The sequence below is a fragment of the Streptomyces sp. NPDC006510 genome (assembly GCF_040611955.1).
Lineage (GTDB): Bacteria > Actinomycetota > Actinomycetes > Streptomycetales > Streptomycetaceae > Streptomyces.
This window is the reverse complement of the sequence record NZ_JBEXPH010000151.1, coordinates 1-20,439: the sequence shown is the minus strand read 5'-3', so window position 1 is coordinate 20,439 and position 20,439 is coordinate 1. Positions and strand designations below refer to the sequence as shown.

16 protein-coding genes and 6 pseudogenes are annotated in these 20,439 nt (G+C 70.8%); 3 read left to right on the top strand and 19 right to left on the bottom strand.

Annotated elements, in window-relative coordinates:
- Positions 1 to 380: 380 nt before the first annotated feature.
- Both ABZY11_RS32655 and ABZY11_RS32650 read right to left on the bottom strand, forming a co-directional pair.
- Positions 381 to 3,332, bottom strand: a complete 2,952-nt coding sequence (locus ABZY11_RS32655) for an FAD-binding and (Fe-S)-binding domain-containing protein (protein ID WP_356482614.1) — start codon at positions 3,330 to 3,332, stop codon at positions 381 to 383.
- An 85-nt stretch (positions 3,333 to 3,417) separates the two neighbouring features.
- Complete coding sequence (locus ABZY11_RS32650; protein WP_124719176.1) at positions 3,418 to 3,861, bottom strand: MarR family transcriptional regulator; 444 nt, start codon at positions 3,859 to 3,861, stop codon at positions 3,418 to 3,420.
- Positions 3,862 to 3,999: 138 nt separating this feature from the next.
- On the opposite strand from ABZY11_RS32650, the gene ABZY11_RS32645 reads away from it, so the two are divergent.
- Complete coding sequence (locus ABZY11_RS32645) at positions 4,000 to 5,805, top strand: ABC transporter ATP-binding protein (RefSeq protein ID WP_356482613.1); 1,806 nt, start codon at positions 4,000 to 4,002, stop codon at positions 5,803 to 5,805.
- A gap of 386 nt (positions 5,806 to 6,191) precedes the next feature.
- Positions 6,192 to 6,728: pseudogene (locus ABZY11_RS32640) on the top strand (endolytic transglycosylase MltG); the annotation flags it as partial.
- A 15-nt stretch (positions 6,729 to 6,743) separates the two neighbouring features.
- On the opposite strand, the gene ABZY11_RS32635 reads toward ABZY11_RS32640, so the two are convergent.
- From ABZY11_RS32635 to ABZY11_RS32610, 6 genes and pseudogenes are all read right to left on the bottom strand, one after another.
- Positions 6,744 to 7,868, bottom strand: coding sequence for an NAD(P)-binding domain-containing protein (locus tag ABZY11_RS32635; protein WP_356482612.1), 1,125 nt, complete (start codon positions 7,866 to 7,868; stop codon positions 6,744 to 6,746).
- A gap of 66 nt (positions 7,869 to 7,934) precedes the next feature.
- Positions 7,935 to 8,345, bottom strand: a pseudogene (locus ABZY11_RS32630) (LLM class flavin-dependent oxidoreductase); the annotation flags it as partial.
- A gap of 2 nt (positions 8,346 to 8,347) precedes the next feature.
- Positions 8,348 to 8,577: pseudogene (locus tag ABZY11_RS32625) on the bottom strand (ABC transporter substrate-binding protein); the annotation flags it as partial.
- Positions 8,578 to 8,615: 38 nt separating this feature from the next.
- Positions 8,616 to 8,942: pseudogene (locus ABZY11_RS32620) on the bottom strand (ATP-binding cassette domain-containing protein); the annotation flags it as partial.
- A pseudogene (locus tag ABZY11_RS32615) lies at positions 8,861 to 9,453 on the bottom strand (hypothetical protein). The pseudogenes ABZY11_RS32620 and ABZY11_RS32615, both read right to left, overlap by 82 nt.
- 205 nt (positions 9,454 to 9,658) lie before the next feature.
- Entirely contained in the window at positions 9,659 to 9,742 is an 84-nt protein-coding gene (locus ABZY11_RS32610; protein WP_356482615.1) for a putative leader peptide, read from the bottom strand.
- A gap of 92 nt (positions 9,743 to 9,834) precedes the next feature.
- Here ABZY11_RS32610 and ABZY11_RS32605 point away from each other — a divergent pair, with 92 nt between their 5' ends.
- Positions 9,835 to 10,257, top strand: coding sequence for a YjbQ family protein (locus ABZY11_RS32605; RefSeq protein ID WP_356482611.1), 423 nt, complete (start codon positions 9,835 to 9,837; stop codon positions 10,255 to 10,257).
- 396 nt (positions 10,258 to 10,653) lie between these two features.
- On the opposite strand, the pseudogene ABZY11_RS32600 reads toward ABZY11_RS32605, so the two are convergent.
- From ABZY11_RS32600 to ABZY11_RS32550, 11 genes and pseudogenes are all read right to left on the bottom strand, one after another.
- A pseudogene (locus tag ABZY11_RS32600) lies at positions 10,654 to 10,773 on the bottom strand (IS110 family transposase); the annotation flags it as partial.
- Positions 10,774 to 10,903: 130 nt separating this feature from the next.
- Positions 10,904 to 11,653: a DUF6390 family protein gene (locus ABZY11_RS32595; protein ID WP_356482610.1), complete on the bottom strand. Its 750-nt coding sequence runs from the start codon at positions 11,651 to 11,653 to the stop codon at positions 10,904 to 10,906.
- Positions 11,654 to 12,742: a hydrogenase expression/formation protein HypE gene (hypE, locus tag ABZY11_RS32590; protein WP_356482609.1), complete on the bottom strand. Its 1,089-nt coding sequence runs from the start codon at positions 12,740 to 12,742 to the stop codon at positions 11,654 to 11,656. It abuts the gene before it with no gap.
- 8 nt (positions 12,743 to 12,750) lie between these two features.
- Positions 12,751 to 13,854 carry a hydrogenase formation protein HypD gene (gene hypD, locus ABZY11_RS32585; protein WP_356482608.1) on the bottom strand — a complete coding sequence of 368 codons (1,104 nt, stop codon included), beginning with the start codon at positions 13,852 to 13,854 and terminating at the stop codon, positions 12,751 to 12,753.
- The gene (locus ABZY11_RS32580; RefSeq protein ID WP_356482607.1) at positions 13,851 to 14,147 is read right to left on the bottom strand and encodes a HypC/HybG/HupF family hydrogenase formation chaperone; all 297 of its coding nucleotides are present in this window, start codon (positions 14,145 to 14,147) and stop codon (positions 13,851 to 13,853) included. Before ABZY11_RS32580 ends, hypD begins: the two co-directional genes overlap by 4 nt.
- Positions 14,148 to 14,204: 57 nt before the next feature.
- Positions 14,205 to 16,757 (bottom strand): carbamoyltransferase HypF, encoded by a 2,553-nt coding sequence (gene hypF, locus ABZY11_RS32575; protein WP_356482606.1) that lies wholly within the window; start codon positions 16,755 to 16,757, stop codon positions 14,205 to 14,207.
- 2 nt (positions 16,758 to 16,759) lie between these two features.
- Positions 16,760 to 17,290: a hydrogenase maturation protease gene (locus ABZY11_RS32570; protein ID WP_356482605.1), complete on the bottom strand. Its 531-nt coding sequence runs from the start codon at positions 17,288 to 17,290 to the stop codon at positions 16,760 to 16,762.
- The gene (locus tag ABZY11_RS32565) at positions 17,287 to 17,490 is read right to left on the bottom strand and encodes a hypothetical protein (RefSeq protein WP_356482604.1); all 204 of its coding nucleotides are present in this window, start codon (positions 17,488 to 17,490) and stop codon (positions 17,287 to 17,289) included. Before ABZY11_RS32565 ends, ABZY11_RS32570 begins: the two co-directional genes overlap by 4 nt.
- A 151-nt stretch (positions 17,491 to 17,641) precedes the next feature.
- Positions 17,642 to 19,045 carry a hypothetical protein gene (locus ABZY11_RS32560; protein WP_356482603.1) on the bottom strand — a complete coding sequence of 468 codons (1,404 nt, stop codon included), beginning with the start codon at positions 19,043 to 19,045 and terminating at the stop codon, positions 17,642 to 17,644.
- Positions 19,042 to 19,683, bottom strand: coding sequence for a DUF6084 family protein (locus tag ABZY11_RS32555; protein WP_356482602.1), 642 nt, complete (start codon positions 19,681 to 19,683; stop codon positions 19,042 to 19,044). The genes ABZY11_RS32560 and ABZY11_RS32555 overlap by 4 nt, the downstream gene beginning before the upstream one ends.
- A complete protein-coding gene (locus ABZY11_RS32550; RefSeq protein WP_356482601.1) occupies positions 19,680 to 20,333 on the bottom strand; it encodes a DUF5947 family protein in 654 nt (217 codons plus the stop codon). The genes ABZY11_RS32555 and ABZY11_RS32550 overlap by 4 nt, the downstream gene beginning before the upstream one ends.
- Between the last annotated feature and the right edge of the window lie 106 nt (positions 20,334 to 20,439).

Here is a 20,439-nt window from a genome sequence, read left to right as displayed (position 1 = left end):
CCCGGGCCGGGGCCCGGAGCGGCGGCCGCGGCGGAGCTGCCGAGGGCGCCGAGTCCCAGCCCGGCGCCGGCCACTCCGGCGGTCGTCCAGAGGACCGAGCGGCGGCTCAAGGAACCCTCGTCGCTGCCCTGCGTACCGTCGTTCTGCTGTGCTGCGTCGTTCATCGATCCTCCAGAGAGGGGGTCTGACGTGCGCGGCCGGTGAAAGAACTTCGGTAAGGACCTTGGTAGTTGGATCTACTGTTGCGCAAGGGGAGCGATTGGACTCCTGTTCCGAAACCATGGACTTTCGTGCACACACGAAAAGGCCGGGCGGGCTCGAACGTGTCGAGTCCGCCCGGCGATCCGGGGCGACTGCGGGTGGCCGAACGGCCCCGGTGATCAGCGCACAACGGCTCCCGGCCGGGTGGCCCGCTCCAACTCCATCAGCACCGAGTAGTACGAGTGCCCGGTGGCCCGGTCCATGCCGATCTCGCACATGCGGTTGGCCGAGAGGTACGCGTCGTACTCGCGCGCATTCACCTCGGCGGCCTCCTTCGCCGTCGCCGAGGCCGTCAACTCCTTGTGCAGCATGCCCCGGTCGCCCGCGAAGGCGCAGCACCCGGCGTCGTCGGGGATCACGACCTCCTCGGCGCAGGCCTCCGCGACCGTACGCAACTGCTCCACATCGTCCAGGTGCTGCATGGAGCACGTCGGATGGAGGACCGCGGAACCGGTCCTGCGGAGGACCGTCAGCTCAGGGAGCAGTTCGTCGGCCGCCCAGACCAGGGAGTCGACGATGTTCAGCTCCCGGTGCAACTCCCGGTTGTCATCGGTGAGATACGGCACCACCTCATGAGCGATGCCCAGGGTGCACGACGAGGCGTCGACGACGAGCGGCAGCTTTCCGCCGGCCGTCCAGCCCCAGGCCGCCTCCACGATGCGGTTGGCCATCACGGCGTTGCCCTCGTCGTATCCCTTGGAGTGCCAGATCGTCGCGCAGCAGGTCCCCGTGACATCGTCCGGGATCCATACCGGCTTTCCGGCGCGGGCCGAAACGGCGACGACGGCCTGTGGCAGCGACGGACCCCGGTGGCCCTCGGGGCCGCCGAAGATACGGTTCACACACGCCGGGTAGTAGACGGCGCTCGCCCCGACGCGGGAGGTCCGGGGCAGCTTGCGGGCGGCGGCGCCGGGAATCTCGGGCAGCCACTCGGGCACCAGATCGGGGCGCACGGCCTTGCGGGCGAGAGCGGTGATGGTCTCCAGCGGACCGTCGCCCAGCCGGTCGCCGATCCGGTCGGCCGCGGCCACCGCGAGCCGTGCCGCCGCCTCCACCGCCTTGAAGTTCTTCGCCGTGAGCGCCGCGATCCGCTCCTCGCGCGGCGAGTGCCGCCGGTGGCGGAAGTCCTTCATCATCGCGCCGGTGTCGATGCCCACGGGGCAGGCCAGCTTGCATGTCGAGTCGCCCGCGCAGGTGTCGACCGCGTCGTAGCCGTACGCGTCGAGCAACTGCGTCTCCACCGGGGAGCCGTCCGGCTGCCGCATCATCTCCCGGCGCAGCACGATCCGCTGGCGCGGGGACGTGGTCAGGTCATGGCTGGGGCAGGTGGGCTCGCAGAAGCCGCACTCGATGCAGGGGTCGGCGACCGCCTCGACCTCGGGAATGGTCTTCAGCCCGCGCAGATGGGCCTTCGGGTCCCGGTCGAGGACGATCCGGGGGGCCAGGACTCCGTCGGGGTCGATGATCTGCTTGGTACGCCACATCAGCTCGGTCGCCTTCGGGCCCCACTCCAGCTCCAGGAAAGGGGCGATATTGCGGCCGGTGGCGTGCTCGGCCTTCAGGGAACCGTCGAAGCGCTCCACCGTCAGCCGGCAGAAGTCGTCCATGAACGCGGCGTAGCGGTCGACATCGGACGGCTTGGCCGCGTCGAAGGCGAGCAGGAAGTGCAGGTTCCCGTGCGCCGCGTGGCCGGCGACGGCGGCGTCGAAGCCGTGTTCCGCCTGGAGCGCCAGCAGGGCCTCGCAGGCTTCGGCCAGCCGGGAGGGCGGCACCGCGAAGTCCTCCGTGATCAGCGTCGTACCCGAGGGCCGGGATCCGCCGACCGCGGTGACGAACGCCTTGCGGGCCTTCCAGTAGCCGGAGATGACCTTGGCCTCGCGGGTGAACGCATTGGTCACCGAGGGGACGGGCGCGACCAGGCCGAGCCCCTCGACGACGGCCGCCGCAGCCCGCTCGTACGTCTCCTGGCCGGGCTCGTCCGGAGCCCGGAACTCCACCAGCAGCGCCGCGGTCTCCTTCGGCAGTCCGGCCCAGTCCGCGGGCACGCCCTGGACACTCACCGACGCGCGCAGCGTATTGCCGTCCATCAGCTCGACGGCGATCGCCCCCGCCTCGTTGAAGCGGGGCACGGCGGCCGCCGCAGCGGTCAGGGACGGGAAGAACAACAGGGCCGTTGAGATCCGGCGGTCCAGCGGCAGGGTGTCGAAGACGACCTCGGAGATGAAGCCGAAGGTGCCTTCGGAGCCGACCATCAGGCCGCGCAGGATCTGGACCGGCGTCGAGCCGTCCAGGAAAGCGTCGAGCCGGTAGCCGTTGGTGTTCTTGATCTCGTACTTGACGCGGATCCGGGCGGTGAGTTCGGCATCCGCCTCGATCTCCGCCTTCAGGGCCAGCAGCCCTTCGCACAGCCGCGGCTCGGCCTGGGCGAGGGCCTCGTCCGCGGCCGGGTCACCCGTGTCGACGACGGTGCCGCTCGGCAGCACGAAGGTGAGGGAGGAGACCGTACGGTACGAATTGCGGGTCGTGCCCGCCGTCATTCCCGAGGCGTTGTTGGCGACGACTCCGCCGATCGTGCAGGCGATCGCGCTGGCCGGGTCGGGGCCCAGCAGCCGGCCGTGCCGGGCGAGGGCGGCGTTGGCCCGGACGACCGTCGTACCCGGCCGGATGCGGGCCTGCGCGCCGTCGTCCAGGACCTCGATGCCCGCCCAGTGGTGGCGGACGTCGACCAGGATGTCCTCGCCCTGCGCCTGGCCGTTCAGACTGGTGCCGGCGGCCCGGAAGACGACCTCGCGGCCCCTGCCGTGCGCGTACGAGAGGACCGCCGAGATGTCGTCGATGTCCTCCGGGACCACGACGACCTGGGGGAGGAAGCGGTAAGGACTGGCGTCGGAGGCGTACTTCACCAGGTCGGAGACCTTCCAGAGCACCTTCTCCGGCCCGAGCAGCGCGATCAGCTCGCCGCGCAGCGGTTCGGGTGTTCCCGGAGCCTGCCGGGCTGGGACCCGGTCCATGGACGGCGTACGCACCGCACCAGGTCGCAGTGCTTCCGGCTTCGGCTCCAGCAGTGGCATGTCGAGGTCTCCTCGGCGGTTCGGTTCGGGTACCACGGCGGCCAACGCGCGTCACCCGGCAGGCGCGAGCGTGTCCGTGCGGTGTCTAACAGCGGCGCTCGGGCATTCCGTTGACCAGAGCGGACAGCAGCCCGCCGAGCACCTCGCGCTGATCGGCGGTCAGTGGAGCCAGGATCTCCTCTGCGGCGGCCCGGCGCGCGTCGCGCAGCGACCGGAGGGTGGCGAGACCCTCCTCGGTGATCTCGATGCGGACCACCCGGCGGCTGTCCGGATCGGGGGCGCGGCGCACCCGTCCGCTCGCCTCCAGGCCGTCGACCAGGGTGGTCACGGCGCGCGGGACGACATCCAGACGCTGCGCGAGATCGGCCATCCGGGGCGGGCCGTCGTAATGCGCGACGGTGCGCAGCAGCCGGAACTGCGCGGGAGTGATGCCGATCGGCTCCAGCTGGCGGCTCTGAATCCGCTGGAGCCTGCGGGTCACCCGCAGCAGCTGCTCGGCGAGCACGCCATCGGCGTCGGAGGAGTCCATGGAGGGAACAATATCAGGACCTCGTTCATTGTGAGTATAGGTAACAATGAGCTATGCTCTCAAAAATCCGCTCGCCCGAGCTGCCCCTGCTCTGTTCCCGCTCAAGTCGCAGCTGTCGCACGCCCGACGAAGGAGCCCATGAAACCCGACGAGATCAACTGGACACCCCCGCCGCGGGACGAGAGCCGTCCGCCCGCCGAGGTGCGCCGCATCCTGCGCCTCTTCCGTCCCTACCGAGGCCGGCTCGCGCTGGTCGGGCTGCTCGTCGGTGCCTCGTCCCTGGTGTCGGTCGCCTCGCCGTTCCTGCTGCGCGAAATCCTGGACACGGCCATACCCCAGGGGCGTACGGGACTGCTGTCGCTGCTCGCCCTCGGCATGATCCTCACCGCCGTGATGAACAGCGTCTTCGGTGTCCTGCAGACCCTGATCTCCACCACGGTCGGCCAGCGGGTGATGCACGACCTGCGCACCGCCGTCTACGCCCAGCTGCAGCGGATGCCGCTCGCCTTCTTCACCCGGACCCGTACCGGCGAGGTGCAGTCCCGCATCGCCAACGACATCGGCGGCATGCAGGCGACCGTCACCTCCACGGCGACGTCACTGGTCTCCAACCTCACCGCCGTCGTCGCCACGGTCGTCGCCATGCTGGCCCTCGACTGGCGGCTCACCCTGGTCTCGCTCCTGCTGCTGCCGGTCTTCGTCTGGATCAGCCGCCGGGTCGGCCGTGAACGCAAGAAGATCACCACCAAACGCCAGAAACAGATGGCGGCCATGGCGGCCACGGTCACCGAGTCGCTCTCCGTCAGCGGCATCCTGCTCGGCCGGACGATGGGCCGCGCGGACTCCCTCACCAAGGGCTTCGCCGAGGAGTCCGAGAAGCTCGTCGACCTCGAAGTGCGCTCCAGCATGGCCGGGCGGTGGCGGATGTCCACGATCGGCATCGTCATGGCCGCCATGCCCGCCGTCATCTACTGGGCGGCCGGGCTCGCCCTTCAGTCCGGCGGACCCGCCGTCTCCATCGGCACCCTCGTCGCCTTCGTCTCGCTCCAGCAGGGCCTCTTCCGGCCCGCCGTGAGCCTGCTCTCCACCGGGGTGCAGATGCAGACCTCCCTCGCGCTCTTCCAGCGGATCTTCGAGTACCTCGACCTCGACGTGGACATCACCGAGCCCGAGCACCCGGTCCGGCTGGAGAAGATCCGTGGCGAGATCCGCTTCGAGGACGTCGATTTCAGCTACGACGAGAAGAGCGGCCCGACCCTCAGTGGCATCGATGTGACCGTCCCGGCCGGTGGCAGTCTGGCGGTCGTCGGACCGACCGGATCCGGTAAGTCCACGCTCAGTTATCTGGTGCCCAGGCTCTACGACGTCACAGGCGGCCGGGTCCTGCTCGACGGAGTCGATGTGCGCGATCTGGATTTCGACACTCTGGCAAGGGCTGTGGGTGTGGTCTCCCAGGAGACCTATCTCTTCCACGCCTCGGTCGCCGACAACCTGCGCTTCGCCAAGCCGGAGGCGACCGACGCCGAAATCGAGGCGGCGGCCCGTGCGGCACAGATCCACGACCACATCGCCTCACTGCCCGACGGCTACGACACCCTCGTCGGCGAGCGTGGCTACCGCTTCTCGGGAGGCGAGAAGCAGCGCCTCGCCATCGCTCGCACGATTCTGCGCGATCCGCCCGTCCTGGTGCTCGACGAGGCGACGAGCGCCCTCGATACCCGTACGGAATTCGCCGTGCAGGAAGCGATCGACGCGCTCTCCGAGGGGCGAACCACCCTCACCATCGCGCACCGGCTCTCCACCGTTCGCGACGCCGACCAGATCGTCGTCCTGGACGGTGGCCGGACCGCCGAGCGCGGCAGCCATGAAGAACTGCTCCAACGCGACGGCCGCTATGCCGCGCTGGTCAGACGGGACACCCAACTGGCTCCCGCGACCAACTGATCGACGAGACCGGCCGGCCCTCGGTCCGCACACGCGGCGACGCCGCCGCTCCCGTGGGACGGGGAGCGACGGCGCCGGGCGGAGTATTGGTCAGACGAGCCAACCCACGAAGTGGACGATGCCGGCGAGCAGGTTGGTGATGACGTTCATTCGGTGTTTCTCCTTGTGCGTGGTGCAAATGTGGGACAGCGCAGTCGCGGTCTGCAGCCCGTCGCTTGCGCCCTGTAATCATCCGATGCCGCAGGGGAGTTGAGCAACGAAACGCGCAACGATCACGCGTTCCAGCGAACATCCGATCCCTTGTTCGTGTGTTCCATTGATGAATTGCGGGGCCCGTGTCGTCCGGGCCCCGGTTCCGGACGGCGGGATAGCGTGCCCGTGCCCGCATGGTGAACGAGTCCCCGGACACCCCGCCCCGTCGCTCTCTCCGCCCGACCCGGCGCGGCCGTCTGGTGCTGTTCATCGGGGCCGTCCTCGTCATGGTCGTGGCAGCGGCCGTGCTCGTGCCACTGCTGACGAGGGGGCCACGGATCGAACGCGCCCGCTCGCTCGTGATTCCCGAGGGGTGGCGGGCCTCCCAGGTGTACGAGGCGGTCGACAAGTCCCTCGCCGTCGAGCCCGGGACCACCGAGAAGGCCGCGGGTGCGGCGGACCTCCCGCTCCCGGCCGCGGCGAAGGGCAACCCCGAGGGCTACCCCTTCCCGGCGACCTACCCCGTCACCTCCGACACGACGCCGCAGGGCCTGCTCAGGTACATGGCCGACACCGCGGTCGAACGATTCGGCGCGGACCACATCGCCGCGGGCGCACAGCGCAATGGCGTATCGGTGTACCAGACGGTGACGATCGCCGCCATCGTGCAGGCCGAGGCGGACACCGGTGCCGACATGGGCAAGGTCGCCAGAGTCATCTACAACCGGCTATGAGTCCCCGCGCCGTCACACCGCGGCGGGTGCGAGCGCCTCATCGCGATCCGCCGCCGTGTCCTTCCCGTCCAGCAGCCGGCCGATCGCACGCACCGCCGCCCGCCCGGCCCGGTTGGCGCCGATCGTGCTGGCGGACGGCCCGTACCCGACGAGATGGATGCGCGCGTCCCGTACCGCCCGGGTGCCCTCGACGCGGATGCCGCCACCGGGCTCGCGCAGCTTCAGCGGTGCGAGATGGTCGATGGCGGCCCGGAATCCGGTGGCCCAGAGGATGACGTCCGCCTCGACCGTCCGGCCGTCGTCCCAGGCGACCCCGCTAGGCGTGATCCGGTCGAACATCGGCAGCCGGTCCAGCACCCCCGTCTCGCGGGCGTGCCGCACCGCGTCCGTCAGCGGCAGCCCGGTCACGCTCACCACACTCTGCGGCGGCAGCCCGCGCCGTACCCGCTCCTCCACCATCGCCACCGCGGCCCGCCCCCGGTCCGCGTCGAAGGGACCCTCCCGGAAGACCGGCGGCCGACGCGTCACCCAGTACGTCTCGGCCGCCACCTCGGCGACCTCCATCAGGTGCTGTGTACCGGAGGCGCCGCCGCCGACCACCACCACGCGCTGTCCGGCGAATTCCGCCGGACCCGGGTAGTCCGCGGTGTGCAGCTGCCGCCCCCGGAAGCTCTCCTGGCCCGGATAGCGCGGCCAGAACGGCCGGTCCCAGGTGCCGGTGGCGTTGATCAGCGCACGGGTGGCGTACGTACCCTCGGAGGTCTCGACGAGCAGTCGCCCGTCGGTGCCCTCGCGCACCGCGCTCACCTCGACGGGGCGGTGAACCCGCAGGTCGAAGGCGCGCTCGTACGCGGCGAAGTACTCACCGATCACCTCGGAGGAGGGTCGGCTGTCGTCCGCTTCGGTGAGTTCCATGCCGGGCAGCGCATGCATGCCGTGAACCTTGCCGTAGGTCAGCGAGGGCCAGCGGAACTGCCAGGCACCGCCGGGGCGCGGGGCATGGTCGAGCACGACGAAGTCGCGATCGGGCTCCAGGCCGGTGCGGCGCAGATGGTAGGCGCCGGACAGTCCTGCCTGTCCGGCGCCTACCACGACGACATCGATCCTGCGTGCTGCGGCCACCCCAAAGTTGTTCACGCTTCTACCAACTGCCTCCGGGGTGAGGATCTTCCCCGACCGGCCCCGGACTTCCTCGCGGGCCGGTCAGCGTCCCCCGGGGACCAGCAGCGGTGCCCCGCCCGGCGCGGACGCAGGCCTGCCGTTCGCGACAGCCACCCCGAGCAACGGCGACGCCGGTACGGTCGACAACAGGCCGCGTGTCGCCAGCTCGGGAGTCACACCCTCGCCGAACCAGTACGCCTCCTCCAGATGCGGGTATCCGGACAGCACGAAGTGCTCCACACCCAGCGCGTGGTACTCCTCGATCCGGTCGGCGACCTCCGCATGGCTGCCGACCAGCGCGGTGCCCGCACCACCCCGCACCAGGCCGACGCCCGCCCACAGGTTCGGCGAGATCTCCAACTTGTCGCGCGAGCCGCCGTGCAGTGCCAGCATCCGCTGCTGCCCGACCGACTCGCTCCGCCCCAGCGCCTGCTGGGCGGCGGCGATCGTCTCTTGCCGACACCCCCGATGTCCATGGCCTTGGCATTGACCGCCTCCAGCAGGGGCGCACCCGAGGTGAAGGTCGACCATTTGATCCGGTGGTCGAGGTCGTCCAGTTCGCCGGAGGCCCGCAGGACGACCTCGTAACCGCCCCTCTGGGCACCGATGTCGAGGATGACGCCGGCCTTCCCATCGGTTTTGCCAGTGGTGGAAGCGGAGGTGGCCCGCCGCAGGCGGACAGCAGCCGAGCGACGGCAGAAGGAGGGCGGACAGGGCGCGGCTTCCGGGCAGTCCCAGCAGCACATTGCGCCAGACCCGCTTCCACGGCATGAGTCGCGGTGCCTGAAAGGCGACCGCCCGCCGCTTCGGCACGAGCACCGTGCCCTCGATCTCACGGTCCAGCCCGGCGAGCACCCGGAGCAGCGTCGACTTCCCGCAACCGCTGCGACCGATCAGTGCGGTGAACTCCCCGGCGCGCAGGGTGAGATCGAGGCCGTCGACCACGGCCCTGCCACCGAAGGAACGGTTCAGCCCCTCGACCCGCACCGCGGTCTCGGTCGGGCCGGCCGGAGCGGAGGAGGCCACTGCCCGGTGAAGGTCGGTCGCCATTGCAGCAGCAGCCTTTCGAGTGTGCGGACGATGACTGCGGCGGTGAGCCCGAGAAAGGCAGGATGGCGCCGCCCCAGGGGACGGTGCGCAGCATCTGCACGCTCGTGTCCACCAGATCCTCGCCGAGCCGCGAGAGCCTGGAAACCAGTGCGAGCGCCGTTCCGACGACACCCCCGAGCACCAGCCCCACGGCGACCCGCTGCAGCGAGATCCCCATCGCAGACGGCAGCGTCCCGTCGGCGATCAGGTCCGATCCGGCGCGCGCTATGGTGCCGGGCGAGGCGAGCACATCGGCGTTCAGGACGCCGGTGGCACTGCGCACCTGCCACAGCGCGAGCAGCAGTGGCCCGGCGGCGCGCCGGAGCCAACGGGGCACGGTGCGCAGACGCACACCCCGAGCGGAGGCCGGGACGACGGGCTCCAGATCGAGCGACCGACGAGCGGAAGAAGCAGGAATTCTTCTGGATTCTGAGGATATATCCGGTGGGGCGAGGCCATGGCCGATGGTCATGAGAGCTCCACGAGCAGTCCACGGACAGGGGGAGGCGCGCCGCGACCACCGGTGCGCGAACCACTGCTGCCGTTACGGCACAGGGATCACGAGGCGCGGTGGACGGGACGGGGTACGCCGGGGCGCGTACGGGCAGGTGCGTAGGGCAGCGGGAACGGGCGGCCGGAGCGCCCGGTCACCGGCGGGGAAAGGTGCTGAAAGAACGTCAGCAGCCGCGACGACACGCGGCGGAGGTCACCCGCAGCAGGTCGATGTGACCGCGCGAAGTGAGCAGAGCTGAACGGAACATGGCGCTGAACGTAGCGATCCATGACTGAAACGGTCAATGGTGTCTCGGTAGATGGACGCGCGATCTCGCCGCATGGGCGAGATGATGGGCGTATGCCCCACGCCTTCGCCACCAGCGTTCTGCACATCACCACCGGAACGACGGAGACCGTCACCGACCTGACCGCCGACTGTGAGCAGTTCCTCACCCGGAACGCCGCCTCCCGGGACGGTCTCCTCAATATCTTCGTACCGCACGCGACCGCAGGCATCGCCGTCCTGGAGACCGGATCCGGCAGCGACGACGACCTGCTGGCCACCCTCCACACCCTGCTGCCCGCCGACGGCCGCTGGCAGCACCGCCACGGCAGCCCCGGCCACGGCCGCGACCACGTACTGCCCGCCCTCGTCCCACCGCACGCGACGCTTCCGGTGATCGGGGGTCGGCTGGAGCTGGGGACGTGGCAGTCGGTGTGCCTGGTCGATACGAATGTCGACAATGTCGACCGGCAGGTTCGGCTGAGCTTCTTGGGCTGACCAAGATCGCTCGTGGAGGTCCCGCCGCCACTTCTCCGTACTCTGCACGCTCGGACGGGGAACAACTTGCACGGTACGGACCTGAACGTGATCGAACGACCTCACGACGGATGCGGCAAATGCGTGCTGGGCTTGCGGCGGCTGTCCCGTGTGAAGGCGGCCACGTCCTCCCCCCGAGCGCAGGCGGGAAAACGTGCTGACGGCCGCCTCCTCCGTCGGCGCCCGCATCATCGGCTGGGCCGACGACAGGGGAGTTGGCCGGAGCGCAGGCCGTGCGGTGGGGTCGGTCGGCTCCATGGGCTTTACCCACCTCCCCGGGCCGGGGTGCGCGTCGGGCAAGGCCGGGAGGTGTTGGTGTTCTCGTTCGATCCGCGCTGCCAGGGGCTGGCTGGGTCGCCGCCTCATCGCGAGACCGGGCAGGTAGACGACCTGACAGTCCGCGTCCCGGGCCACGGTCAAGGGCAGGGCGCCGATGGATGCGGGCTGGTCCACGATCACGAGGACCGTGCCGCGGCGGCCGGGCCTCTGATCGGCGCCGCCGACGGCACCCCTCGGGGCCCGGCGACACCCCCCCAGGTCATCAACTTGGCGCGGTGCTATGGTCACGCCGACCAACTGCGTCAGGAATCGGCGGAGCCGTCGGCCATCAGCCCGGAGCGCCGTGGATGCCGATGCTCGGCTCAGAGGAAAAGAGGCCCAAGGCGGTGCGTCGGCGCTCCTCAAGGAATTCGATGCGCCGGGCCTGTTCGTCGGTGATCACATCACACACCCAGTCCCAGTGCAGTGCCACCCGGTCGCCTGCGGACAGCCCGTCGAGCAGCGTCAGTCCACCGGCCGAGCAGCGTACGGCCTCCTCCCGCCACGCGCCGTCGGCCAGCCCCGTACCGTCCCAGCACAGCGGGCGTGACCGCACGGTCGCGATGTCCCTGTCGGCGGCCACGACCACTCCCGTACGGACGCGGCACTGGTCGAGCACGGACAGGGCGGTCGGATGGCCCGTCGGCCGCAGCATCGGGGCCCACGGATACACCTCGAACACCTGGAAACTGTGATGGGCCAGGGCACGTTGCCCGGCGTCGCGCCAGGTGCCGCCGAACTGCCCCCGGAACCGGTCGGTCATGCGCTCCACCAGAGCGGCGGGATCGGCCCGGTCCAGCAGTTCGTTGCCGATCCAGTACGCCTCGACCACCCGCACGTCGAGCGGGTCCGCCAGCCCGGCCGTCTCGGCGAGGAACTGGAGATAGCACCAGGCCCCCTCGAACTGCCGGGCGCGCCGCTCGATGTCGGCGGTCGCGTCACGGCGCAGGAGGGCCGCCGCGTCGGCGGGGCCGCAGTAGCCGAGCTCATTGGGCGGGTAGGCGTATCGCGCGAACAGCAGGGCGCCCTCGGCACTCACTCAGCAGATCCTCGGTAGTTGTTCGCCGATCGGCAGCCCGATCACCCGGCTCCCGCCCAGCCCCGTTTTCGCCACGACCATCCCGGCGTGATCGGGAACGCAGCTGCCGATCCGGCAGGCGGACCGGCCCAGGGGATGGGCCCGCATGGCGGCCAGCACCCGGTCCGCGTCCTCGGCCGGGACGATCGCGATCAGCTTGCCCTCGTTGGCCACTTGGAGCGGGTCGAGCCCGAGCAGGCTGCACGCGTCGCACACCGTGGGCGGTACGGGAAGCAGCCGCTCGACCAGTTCGATGCCCACGTCCGAGGCACGGGCGATCTCGTTCAGCGAAGCCGAGACGCCCCCGCGCGTGGGGTCCCGGAGCACATGGAGATCGGTACCGGTGGCGAGCATGGCGGCGACCAGTCCGTGCAGCGCGGCGGTGTCGCTCTCCACCGTCGTACCGAATTCGAGGCCCTCCCGGCAGCTCATCACGGCCACACCGTGCACGCCGATGTCGCCGCTGACGAGCACGGCGTCGCCGGGGAGCGCCCGGCGCGCGTGGATGTCGACACCTGGAGGGATCACGCCGATGCCCGAGGTGTTGAGGTAGACACCGTCGCCACTGCCGTGCTCCACGACCTTGGTGTCCCCGGTGACCAGGCGTACGCCGGCGTCCTCGGCGGCCCGGCCCACGGCCTGCGCGATCCGGCCGAGCTCGCTCAGCGCGGTGCCCTCGGCGAGGATGAAGGCGGTGGACAGGAACAGGGGCGTCGCACCCGACATGGCCAGGTCGTTGGCCGTGCCGTTCACCGCCAGGTCACCGATCGACCCGCCGGGGAAGAACATCGGCTTCACCACGAACGAGTCCGTGGAGAAGGCGAGGCGGGTGCCGGAGCCGACCGTCAGGACGGCCGAGTCGCCGAGGTCGGCGGCGGCCGCGGCACCGTACGCGGGCAGGAACAGGTGCTCGATCAGCTCACCGGACATCGCACCGCCGCCCCCGTGGCCCATGACGACGGACGGGATGTCCCGCAGCGGTACCGGGCAGGTCCACCCCTCGAGGTCGAGGTCGGGCACATCGTTCACCATGGCGGTCACGTCCTGCATCGCGTCAGTCACTTCGCATCGACCAGTTCCAGGCGGCGGTGGGTGTAGTACGCGGCGCACGCGCCTTCGGACGACACCATGGTCGCGCCGAGCGGGTTCCTCGGCGTGCACTCCTTGCCGAACGCCTCGCACAGGTGCGGCTTGATCAGGCCCTGGAGGACCTCGCCCGAGCGGCAGAGCGACGACTCGGCGGTGTGGATGTCCGTCACATCGAACCGCTGCTCCGCGTCGAACGCCCGGTACTTCTCGGAGAGCCGCCAGCCGCTGCGGGGAATCGCCCCGATGCCGCGCCAGGTCCGGTCGGTCACCTCGAAGACATCGGCGAGCATCTCCATGGCGGGCACATTGCCCTCCTCGCGTACGGCCCTGGGGTAGGCGTTCTCCACCTCGTGCCGGCCCGCCTCCAGCTGGACGACGCTCCGGCGGACCCCTTCGAGGATGTCCAGCGGCTCGAAGCCGGTGACCACGATCGGCACCTTGTACTTCCGGGCCAGCGGCGGGTACTCGGCCGTCCCCATCACACTGCACACGTGGCCCGCGGCGAGGAACGCCTGCACCCGGCACGTCGAGGACTCCATGATCGCGGCGATCGCGGGCGGCACCAGCACATGGGACACCAACAGGGAGAAGTTCCGCACCCCGAGCCGCTGGGCCTGGTACACCGTCATGGCGTTCGCGGGGGCGGTGGTCTCGAACCCGATCCCGAAGAAGACGACTTCGCGGTCAGGGTTCTCCCGGGCGAGCTTCAGCGCGTCGAGGGGCGAGTACACCACGCGTACGTCGCCGCCGGCGCTCTTGACGGAGAACAAATCCTGGCTGCTGCCGGGCACGCGCAGCATGTCGCCGAACGAGCAGAAGATGACGCCGGGGCGGGCGGCGATCGCCAGCGCCCGGTCGATGGTCTCCAGCGGGGTGACGCAGACGGGACATCCCGGTCCGTGGATCATCTCCACACCGTCCGGCAGCAGTTGGTCGATGCCGTGCCGGATGATCGAGTGGGTCTGCCCGCCGCAGACCTCCATCAGCGCCCACTTCTGCGTGGTGGCCGCGTGGATCCGGTCGATCAGCTTCTTCGCGACCTCGGGGTCACTGAACTCGTCCAGGTACTTCACCGGCCGACTCCTTCGGGAGAGGCTCCCTGTTGGGCTGCGCGTTCGAAGCCGTCTCCGAACTCCTCGGCCAGGATGCCGAGCCGCTCGAAGTCGGCAAGGGTGTCCAGGGCCGACCGTTCGTCGAGGCGCTGGATGGCGAACCCGACGTGCACGATGACGTATTCACCGACGGTCACATCGGGGACGTACTGGAGGCACACCTCCTTGCGCACCCCGCCGAAATCGACCTCGGCCATCACGGTGCCGTCGACTTCGGCGGTACTGAGGACACGCCCCGGAACAGCCAGACACATGGTCCCTCTCCTCTGTGGATCCCTGTTGAGGTACGGCGGTACGGTCGTGCGGCAGCGTCAGCACGATGCGGCGATCATGAGCTGGCCGAGGGCGATCCCGCCGTCGTTCGGGGGCAGCAGGCGCGGCCGCAGGACGGTGAAGCCTCGCTCGGTCAGGCCGCGTTGCGTTGCTTCGAGCAGTACGGCGTTCTGGAAGACGCCGCCGCCCAGCGCCACGGTGCCGAGACCGGTGCGCGTACGGCAGAGGTCCGCGAGGTGGGCGGCCAGAGCGGCGACGGCGGCGTGGAATCGCACGGCGATCAGCCCGGCCGGAACGCCGTCCCGTACGTCGGACACCACGGCCCGGACGACCGGGCCCGGATCCGCGACGGCGGGTTCCTCCCTCTGCCCGGGCCGGATGTCGAAGCGGTAGCCGCCCTCCGGTGCCGCGGGGCCGGCTGCCGCGGTACGGGCCAGCCCTTCCAGTTCCATGGCCGCCTCCGCCTCGTACGCCACCACGTGCCGGACGCCGGCCAGGGACGCGACCGCGTCGAAGAGCCGGCCCATGCCCGACGTGGGCACGCAGCCGAATCCGGTTGCGAACTGATGGGCCAGCACGTCGCGTTCGGCGGGCGGGCAGGCACGGACCGCGGGCATGTCGTCGTCCCAGGGGATGCCGGCCGCGTGCAGATGTGCGAGGGCCATCCGGTACGGCCGCAGCACACTCGCGTCGCCCCCGGCCAGCGGTACATAACCCAGGTGCGCGGCCCTGCTGAACGACGCGTAGCCCGCCACCAGGACCTCGCCGCCCCAGGCCGCCCCGTCGGCGCCGTGGCCGGTGCCGTCGAAGGCGATGCCGATCACGCGCTCGTCCGCGCCCAGACCGTGCTCCGCCATCACGGACGCGATGTGCGCGTGGTGGTGCTGCACGGTGCGGACCGTCCGCCCGGCCGCATGGGCGCGAGCCCAGTCGCCGGAGTGGTAGCCGGGGTGGTGGTCGGCCACCAGCCGGGTGGGCGCCACCCCGGTGAGGTCCTCCAGATGCTTCTCGGTCCGCGTCAGAGCGTCGACCGTGGACAGGTCGTCCATGTCGCCGATGTGCTGGCTCAGCCAGGCGTAGCGGCCCTCGGCCAGCGCACAGGTGTTCTTCAGGTCGGCGCCCACGGCGAGCGTCGGGGGCACGTCGAAGGGCAGCGCGAGCGGCAGCGGGGCGTATCCGCGCGAGCGGCGCAGCGGCAGCTCGGCACCGGCGGCCCAGCGGCTGACCGAGTCGTCGCACGGCACATGGATGCGCCGGTCGTGCCGTAGCCAGGCATCGACCAGTGGTGCCAGAACGGCCAGCGCGGCGCCGTCGTCCGTGACGATCGGCTCGCCCGACAGATTGGCCGATGTCATCACGAGCGCGTCAGGGCCCGGCCGGTCGTCACCGATCCCGAAGAGCAGGACGTGCAACGGGGTGTACGGCAGCAGCAGTCCGAGGTGCGGGCTGCCGGGCGCCACGGCGTCGGACACCCCCGCCCCGGGCCGGGCAGCGTGACGGGGGAGGAGGACGATCGGCCGGCGCCCACCGCTCAGGAGCTCCTCCTCGTCCGCCGTGAGAGTCACCAGCTCACGCGCGACGTCGAGACCCGGCACCATCACCGCGAACGGTTTGCCGCCGCGCTGCTTGCGCCGGCGCAGCTCCGCCACGGCGGCGTCGTCGCGGGCGTCACACACCAGGTGGTAGCCGCCGAGGCCCTTGACCGCGATGATCCCGCCCTCGGCGAGAAGCTTCCGCGCGGTCCGCAGCGCGTCCGCGTCGTGCGACGGGACCACGCCCTCCTTGCCGACGAGTTCGAGCCGTGGTCCGCAGTCGGGACAGGCGATCGGCTGGGCGTGGAAGCGCCGGTCGCGCGGGTCCTCGTACTCCGCCCGGCAGGCGCCGCACATCTCGAAGTCCGCCATCGTGGTGGCGGCCCGGTCGTACGGAAGGCCGGTGACGATCGTGAACCGGGGGCCACAGTGCGTGCACGTGATGAACGGGTGGCGGTAGCGCCGGTTCGACGGATCGCCCAGTTCCTCCAGGCAGTCCCGGCAGGTGGCGATGTCGGGCGAGACCAGCGTCCTGGCCCGGCCGGACGCGCTGGACCGCTCGATGGTGAAGCCCGTACCGCCGCGCGTCGGCTGTTCGCTCGTACGCACGTCCTCGACGACCGCGAGCGGTGGGGCGTCGGTGCTCAGACGGCGGCCGAACTCCTCCACGGCCCCGGCCGTTCCCTCGACCTCGGCGAGCACCCCGTCGCCGGTGTTCGTCACCGAGCCCGTGAGCAGCAGCTCCGAGGCGGTGGCATAGACGAAGGGCCGGAATCCCACGCCCTGCACGACGCCACGCACCTCGAATCTGCGCCGGATCCGCTGCTCCCGGCCGCGGCCCATCATCTCCAGTCCCGACAGGGCCTCCCGGGCCTTCGCCCGGTCGATGAGCTCGACGGCGAAGCCCATATGGAGAAGCACCCAGTCGTCGCGACCGGGCGCCTCGTCGAGCATGCCGATGTTGACGCGGCGCCTGGCGCCCTCCACGTCCACCAGTGCCAGCTGGCCCGCATACCCGTCCACGATCTCCACGACGCGGCCAGGAATGCCTAGGCACATGATCAGGATCTCCGGGGTTCGGTGCTGTTCACGGACGCGGTCGATACGGCCGGCACGAGCTGCCGGACCAGGGTGTGCACTGCCTGCATCGCCTCGGGCACCACGCTGTCGACGGCTCCACTGAGCCCGATGCCCTCCTCGACTCCGGCGGGTGTGCAGCCGACGAGGTAGGTGAGCGGAAGCGTACCGCCCAGTTGATCCAGATTTGCCAGGACAGCAACCGGATTCATCCCGTGGGCGTCGAATTCACCCGAACCGAGGTCCTCCACACCGATGCGGAGCACCGTCACCTCCCCGGGGGCGCCGCCCCCCGGGTACGCGTCGACCAGAACCAGCGCGTCGTACCCGTCGAGCAGGTCGTACGCGAGATGCATGCCGCGGATGCCGTAGTCCACCACCCGCACCTGCGGGGGCATCCCGCCGTCGCGGGCCAGCCGGCGCACGACCTCCGGGCCGAAACCGTCGTCGCCGAGAAACAGATTGCCGATGCCCGCGACCAGCACCCGGGCGGCCGTGTCGGGTTCCCTCGTCATCCTCGGCTCAGCCGCCCCCCGGACTGGAAGGCGGGCGACTCCGGACCCTGAGTTCGCTCCGGCTGTACGGAGGTGCCGGAGCGTCGGTCGGCCGGGCCGCCCGACGGCCGGTCCGAGCCGGTGCCGCGGGCCCCCTTCGGGCCCCGTTCCTCCTGTGGCTCCTCCTCGACGCTGCTGTTCTTCTCCGGTGTGTCCGCCATGGGGTGCTCCCTGCTCACTTCACTCGGATCGGGATTCACATCGAACGGATGCGCAGGTAGCGGCGGATGTCGGGGATCGACTTGATCCCGACCGTCACAGCGACGACCGCCACGGCCACGGCCGCTCCGGCGGTGATGATGCCCAGGGTCTTCATGATCGGTTCTCCTCTCGGTGCTGCGTCGTCTCCTCGACGCTCAGGGGTGTCAGCTCGTCGGGCGCGAAGTAGAAGTAGCGGCCGTACCAGTCGTGCAGGTCCGACGCGGGGTCGTCGACGAGGACCAGGGCGATGTGCGTACCACCGTCCACGTCCGAGAGAACCGCGGTCACCCGGGCCACCTGGCCGGCGAAGAACAGATCCTGCGCGTCTGCCCGCCGGGAGGGCTGGACGCGGACCAGGCTGCCACTGGCCACCCGGACCCCGTCGATCACGACCGCGTCGCTCCCGGGCCGTACCGAGGCGTCGGCCGCCGGGTCCCACCAGGGGGCGCCCGCGGTGTCGAAGGCTGTGGGCTCCACATCCCGGACGTCGGCCGCCGGGCCCACGGGAGCCGCGGGCCGCGGCGGGTGCGGGTCGCGCAGCAGACCGTGCAGCTGCTGGAGGTCGGCGGGCGACATGCCGTCGCACCGGTCGATGATCTCCCGGGCCCGGGGGTCGGTGGCCCTGGCCTCCGCCTTCTCCTCCTCCGTCATGGTCATCACGCGGAGGGTCAGGATCTCGTCGATCTCGGTCGAGTCGAACAGGGCGCCGGGGCTCTGCTCGGCGACCTCCGGGTAGTCGTACAGGATGATCGGCGCACCGAGCAGGGTGTCCGTAGTCCCCTTCGGTCCGGCCAGTACGGGCCAGCACCTGCGCTGCCGGCAACGGCCGGCGGCCGCTGCCGCCCCGGCGGGCGGTTCCAGCAGCGAGACGAACTCGGCGTCGTGCGCCCGCAGCAGCAGATGCGCGCCGATCAGCGAGGACCGGATCGCGGCGTCCTTGGTGGCCGCGGGCTCCGGATGCTCGTTGCGCACCGCCACGGAGAGGCGCACGTATCCGTCGTCGACGACGGCCCGCGTGCGGACCCGGACCGCCAACGGCAGCCGCCGTCGCACGATCCGGCCCACCACCACGCCCCGCGCGTCGGTCACCGGCTCGGTGTCCTCGCCGCCCGGGACCTCGTGGACGGCGTCCGCCGCCTCCCCCAACGGCAGGGCGGTGAGAACGACTTCACGCTCGACGGCCTCGTCCCAGGACATCACCGACACCCCGTCGACGGTGAGCTGCTCGACCGGTACGTCCACCCCGTCCTCGCCCGTGCTCCGCACCTCGCGGACCTGGAGCTGGAGGAAGCGCAGATGCACGGTGACGGCCGCCGGCCCGTCGTGCGGTGCCAGGAGGCACTGCATCTCCATCCCCGGCTCCTCGCCAAAACTCGCCGCCGTGGCGTGCGGCGGACCGAGGACCCCGAACTGCCAGCGCGACCGGTTCTTGTGCGAGCTCGCCCGGTACGGGTACAGGAGGTACCCCTCGTACAGGACGGCGTCGGCGATCGAACGCACCTGGTCAAGGCTCACAGGACCACCTCGTCGTGCTCGGCCAGGAGGGTCTGGACCGTCTCGTCCCAGCTGATCAGCCCGCGCCGGGCCCGGAAGTCCGCGAAGCGCGCCAGCACCTCGTGGTCCAGCCGGATCCACCCGGTGTTCGGGTAGTGCGCCGCCACCATGCGTCGCCACACCTCGACCGGCATCGGGTGCCGGGCCTCGCAGTCCCATGGCACCTGCTCGACCCCGAAGCCCTTGCTGCCGCGGGTGAAGACCGTGCCGGAGAACATCAGGGCGAGGGGCACTGCCCCCTCACCGAGGGCATGCAGGTAGCGGGAACCGATCACGTCGAAGTCGTACGTGCAGGGCAGGGCGAGATCGACCTCGGTCGCACCGCTGAAACCCTGCACGGTGGTGTCGCAGCTCATCCACTGGAACGGCTTCAGGGTGTCCGTCCAGCGGTCCCGGCCGCCGAACAGCGCCATCAGACCGCTCTGTTCGGCCTCGTCGTAATGGCGCCGCTGCGGCTCGATGCGGACCTGGCAGTGCAGCGCGATGGCGTGGATCCGCCGACCCGTCCGCTCCTCGATCCGCAGTCGCGCGGTCAGCTGCGGAGCGGCCGCGTACGGCTCGGCGACGACGTCGAGCACGGAGAACACGAAGTCGTTCACGGCGCCCCGATCCTGGTGGCGGGCCGGCTGCGGTCCGCCACCCGCGCGAAGAAGCCGTCCACCGCGGCACGGGCCTCGGGGCCGCCGTCGAACCCGCGCCACAGCGAGCGCAGTTGCCCCACCAGCTCGTAACAGGCGTCGATCGGCACCAGATGGCACGAACCATCGCCCTCCGCCGTACGCCGGATCAGCAGCGCCTCCACGTCCGGACGCAGCACGGCGAGCTCCGGGCTCGACTCGACGACGGCCGCCCAGGCGTCCAGCGGCAGTTCCGACTCGGTGGCCCCGGCGGGCCCGGGGTAGAACGCGACCATCCGGTCCTGGACGGAGTTGCGGAACAGGAAGGCGAGCCCCACGGGAATCTGCAACTCGTCCCAGGCGCGCCCGTCCACGGTCAGCCGGGCGAAGTGCAGATAGCGCTCGGGGACCGCCCGGTAGCGCAGCTCCGCGTTCTCGTCGGTGAACAGCAGATAGCAGGCCCGGCAGCCGCACATCAGGGCGCGGCTGTCGAGGTTCACCACATGGGGGTGGCTCTCGCCGATCGGCTCCGCGCACATCTCGCAGCGCTCACCGGCGGGCGGCCGCGGCCGGTTGCGCGTGAGCCGCAGCAGGGTGAAGGTCGGCGAGGCGGAACGGCCGGCGGCGATCACGGCGCCACCGCCGCGGGGACCGACACCGAGACCGCGGCACCGTCCGACAGCAGGGGCAGCGGGACCAGGCGCACACTGTCCCCGTCGAGGCAGACCCCGGCCCGCC